Source organism: Rhodococcus sp. EPR-147 (assembly GCF_001647185.1).
Classification (GTDB): domain Bacteria; phylum Actinomycetota; class Actinomycetes; order Mycobacteriales; family Mycobacteriaceae; genus Rhodococcoides.
On record NZ_LVCU01000339.1, the window covers coordinates 1 to 4,306 of the forward strand.

General features: G+C 65.6%; 2 protein-coding genes and 2 pseudogenes. 2 read left to right on the forward strand and 2 right to left on the reverse strand.

Features of this window, described 5'->3' with window-relative positions; all coding sequences use genetic code 11:
* On the reverse strand, positions 1-637 hold a 637-nt coding region (locus A2J02_RS15580; RefSeq protein ID WP_068051057.1), incomplete at its 3' end, for a DUF5134 domain-containing protein.
* Positions 634-2,174 (reverse strand): annotated as a pseudogene (locus tag A2J02_RS29055) (PepSY-associated TM helix domain-containing protein). The gene A2J02_RS15580 and the pseudogene A2J02_RS29055, both read right to left, overlap by 4 nt.
* A 509-nt stretch (positions 2,175-2,683) precedes the next feature.
* Between A2J02_RS29055 and A2J02_RS15600 the strand changes: the two are divergent.
* The gene (locus A2J02_RS15600) at positions 2,684-3,850 is read left to right on the forward strand and encodes a site-specific integrase (protein WP_008720452.1); all 1,167 of its coding nucleotides are present in this window, start codon (positions 2,684-2,686) and stop codon (positions 3,848-3,850) included.
* 5 nt (positions 3,851-3,855) lie between these two features.
* Positions 3,856-4,306 (forward strand): annotated as a pseudogene (locus A2J02_RS15605) (recombinase); the annotation flags it as partial.

The window sequence follows — 4,306 nt, forward strand, 5'->3', positions numbered from 1 at the left end:
CGGCGATATTACCTGCCTGCGATCCAGGCGAAGGATGTACAGGTGCGAGAGCAGTGCTCTGTTCGGCGACGAACAGACGGTAGAGCCACACGATCGCTGCGACAGCGAAGACGACTGTGAGCGTGAGTGATACCGCGGAGATCCATCCCGGTCCGCTCATCGCGGCCGTATGGTCAGGACTGCTCATGTCCATGTCGGGGGTGTGTGCGTGCGCGCCCATTCCGGACATGTCACCGTCGGCGGCGTCGGCGGTGTGATCGTGCGCGGCGGTGCCGGGAAGCCACCCGGCCATCACCGCGACCATCCACACCATCGCAGCCATCATGAACACGTGATAGCTGCCCATCGCAGGTCCGTGGGGGTGCTCGTCGACACCGGTCGTGCCCGGTGCCGTGCGTGCTGCGGAGATCGCGAACCACACCGTCGCCGCGGCAAAGAACACTCCCTGCGGTAACAGCGGGACGCCGAGCCCCCACGGCCACGCCATCGCAATCATGGCCGCGCACATCACGAGGTGGAACCCGTGGTCGATCCGTACGTTCCACTGCGCGGCGCGGATGATGCGGTACACGCAGTATCCGGCCGCGAACACGAACAGTGCTGTGGTGATCCACCGCAGCGAACTATCAGCGATCACGACGCGTCCTGCCGATTGTGTGCATCGATACCCGGTGCTCGATCCGCGTCGGCTCGTTCTTCCCGCGACGGCAGCGACGCGGATTCGAGTGTGGTTCCGCGCGATCGACGGTGGTGACGTAGTCCCAGAGCGACGTCGACGGCGACGAACACTGCCAGTGTTATTCCGAACAACGGCATGTACCAGCCCAGGATCACTGCGATCACTACCGCGGTTACCGCGGCCCACGGCGGCATCCGGCGCAGCGCCCCGCGTTTGGCAGGTGGTCCGAACCTGATTCCTCGTGCCCGGGTCGGGCACCGCAGCCACCACATCCGGTAGCCGCGAAGGATGACGGCGATCAGACCGATAGCGGTGAGCGCCAACAGGATCTGGTTGACGAGTCCGAACAGGATGCCCATGTGGGCGTCGATGGTCCAGTTGGTCATCTTGGCCATGAGCGGCCAGTTCGCGAACTCGACCTTGTCGATCACCTGGCCCGACGCGGCATCGACGGCTACCGAATCGTAGCGTGTGGGCCAATCACGTTTGGCCTCTTGCACTTTCCATGCCTGTCCCTCTTCGGCGGGAGGAACGAGCTTCATCGGTGCCTGCAGGCCCGCGCCCTGGGCGGCGGCCTCGACACCGTCGATTCCGCGCCTTCACCGATCACGGTGTCGGTGACCGGCGCACCGTCTCCCCCGTGGTGATCACCGCCTGCATTCTCGCCCGTTCCGGCAGGATGAGTCTCGACCGACGGTGTCGTTCACGACAGCGCCGTACGTACGTCCCCGATGGTCTCTCCGGCATACCGTGACCACGTCAAACCGGTGACCGAGAGAAGCAGGAGAGCGGCGATGATCCACACCCCGACCGTGCCGTGCCACGACAACGCGCGGGCGCGGCCCCTCTTCCTCGGCTCCGGCACCAGAGCAGCTCTGGCGGCTTCGGAGGCACTGGACGAGCGTTGGCGGACCCGGGCGTCCACAACACGAGCCCGCCGAGTGCGACCACCCACAGCCAACTGGCGGCCAACTCACTGTAGTTACGGCCCAGATCGCCGAGGTGGAGGTTGCGGTGCAGTTCGTCGATCCACGCGCGCACCGGGAGCCACTCACCGAACGTGGTCAGTTCTCCGCGGACCTGCGCGGTGTAAGGGTCGACGAACACGGTCCGCCCGTACCCCTCGGGAACGTCGTCGACCGCCAGCACGACACGGGTGGGTGCTCTCGGCGTCGATGGGGGGCCGGACCTCGGTGATCGAGCCTTCTGGGTGGGCGGCCCGGGCCGCGGCGACCTGCTCACTGAGCGGCAGCTGCTGATCGCCGACCTGATCGACTGTCAGTTCGTGGCGATGAACGTAGTCCGACAACTGCGGGCTGATGGTGTACAGCAGGCCGGTCACGGCCGCGATCAGCAGAAACGGTCCGACCAGGATGCCGGCATAAAAGTGCAACCGCAGCACGAACGGCCTGATCTGTGGCCACAACGGGATCTTCGTCACCGAAGGCGGGGTGTCACCGGGCGCAGGCGGTCGATCGATTTCACTGGTGGACATCTGCGTGTTTCGGTTCCTTCTCCTCGGGCTGCACTGGGCGCTCAGCCGGTCCTACTCGTGCAGTAGTCGGGCCAGCGGTCCCGGAAGTTCCCGATAATTCCGAGCCGCGTACTCGAGAACTATTCGGGTGTCACGCCCCGACTAGGTCCTCGTAGGGCTGCGACCCCGCCACGAGCTGCCGGTGTAGGTGTCAAAGTGAAGGAGATTCGACGGGTTTCCCGTCCAAAGAGCTACTGCTCAGTGGAACGACCTGATCTCGTGGCCGGACAAGTCCTCGACGGCTACGCTTGCGACCCGTCCCAGGGATACTCAACTGTCGAGCAATTCGAACAGACCGGTGCGGCCGTGTACGGAGCAAACTTCTGCTCCTCAACCGACGCTCAGAGCACCGAGAAGTGGTACTGCAGGCCGTCGTACGCCCATTTTCCCGCACCATCCCCGGCGAAACACCAGGTGAGCGTGTTTTGAAATCAAAAAGCCTGTCGGAGGTGCGCACTACAGTTCTTGCCATGGCAGAACGGCAGCTCGGTGAGGTCCTGGACGCAGATTCAGTTGCCCTGGTGAGTGGTGCGGTGGTGTTTCCGGACCTGTCGGCCGAGGTGGCTGCGCGTATCGAACGGTCGATGGCGTCGGCGCGGTCTGCCGCAACCCGCCGCGCCTACGATTCGGCGTGGCGGCGATTCGAGACCTGGTGCACTGCCGCCGGGCACATCTCGTTGCCGGCGCACCCTGCGACCGTGGCTGCGTATCTCGTTGACGCGGCGGACTCGCTGACCGTCGACGGAGTCCGGGCGTATGCACCGTCGACCTTCGGCAAATGGGTCGCTGCGATCACCGACCGTCACCGCGGGCTCGGCCACGACACCCCGTGTGGCCACGAGATGGTGCGCGCCACCCTCGCCGGTATCCGCCGAGACTACGCCGCCGCGGGGGAGCGCCCCCGCAATCCCCGCGCCCCACTCCTGACGTCCGATATCACTGCCATCGTTGACGTAGCACGTGCCGGTGTCACCGGCTGGGCCAGTGAAGTGCTCGAACGCCGCGACACCGCACTACTGCTGATGGGGTACTCCGGGGCATTTCGGCGCAGCGAACTCGTGGACCTCGAATGTCGTGATGTGCGCCGCGATCGCCTCGACGGTGCGCATGTCCGCCTGCGGCACTCGAAGACCGACCAGGACGGAACCGGAACGGTGAAGGCGCTGCCGTTCACCGACCGGCACGAATCATGCCCGGTCTGCGCGTGGGTTCGCTGGCTGCAGATCGTTGCTGCATTCGATACCGGTGGCAGAACCGCGATCATTCGTTTGCTTTCCCGCGCAGCGAAGTTCGACTCCCATCTCTGCCACAGCACCCTGCCCACCGCTGACACGCGGTCGGCGCTGTTCCGGTCGATCCGCAAGAACGGCAACCTATCCCAGACCGCACTGTCGGGTGCGGCAGTGCACGCCGCGATCCGCCGCCGCGCCGGCCGCGCCGGCTACGACGCAGACCTTCTCGCCCAGCTGGGCGGACATTCACTGCGTGCCGGATTCGTCACTCAAGCGTTCCGTAACGGTGCCGACGCACACGCGATCATGCGACAGACCGGACACAGAAGCCCGGGAATGGTCGAAATCTATGCCCGCGAGAACGCGCCTCTGGTCGGCAACGCCGTGAACGATCTCGGCTTGTGACCCTCATGCACGGCACCGACACCTCGACGAGCGGCGACAACACCGACCTTGTCCGAACAACTCCAGTATCGAACGACACTGTCCCGGAACGGGGTCGACACACGTGGTCGCTGTTCGCGGACTGGTGCACCGCTCATGATCAGTCGGCGTTGCCGGTCTCACCGGAGTTGTTCGTTCGGTTCCTCCGAGCCAACCCTGCCGCGCCGGCAACGCAACGTCGTCGCATCGCCGTCATCGACGCTGTTCATCGAGACCGCGCCCTGCCCCCGCCGGGTCGCGGTCAGAGCGTGCGAGCGGCTCTGGACGCGCTGCGTGCAGCGCGTTTGCGCGACACCGCAACTCGGATCGGCGGCATCGTCACGCGCCTCCCCGGAACAGGGTGGCCGGCGGCGTTGTTCGCTCGCCGAGATGCACTGGTCCTCACTCTTGCCGCGGCCGGGCTGCCATACACCGAGA

Coding starts and splice junctions, on each gene's coding strand:
- A2J02_RS15600 (WP_008720452.1), top strand. CDS start 2,684: ATGGCAGAACGGCAGCTCGGTGAGGTCCTGGACGCAGATTCAGTTGCC.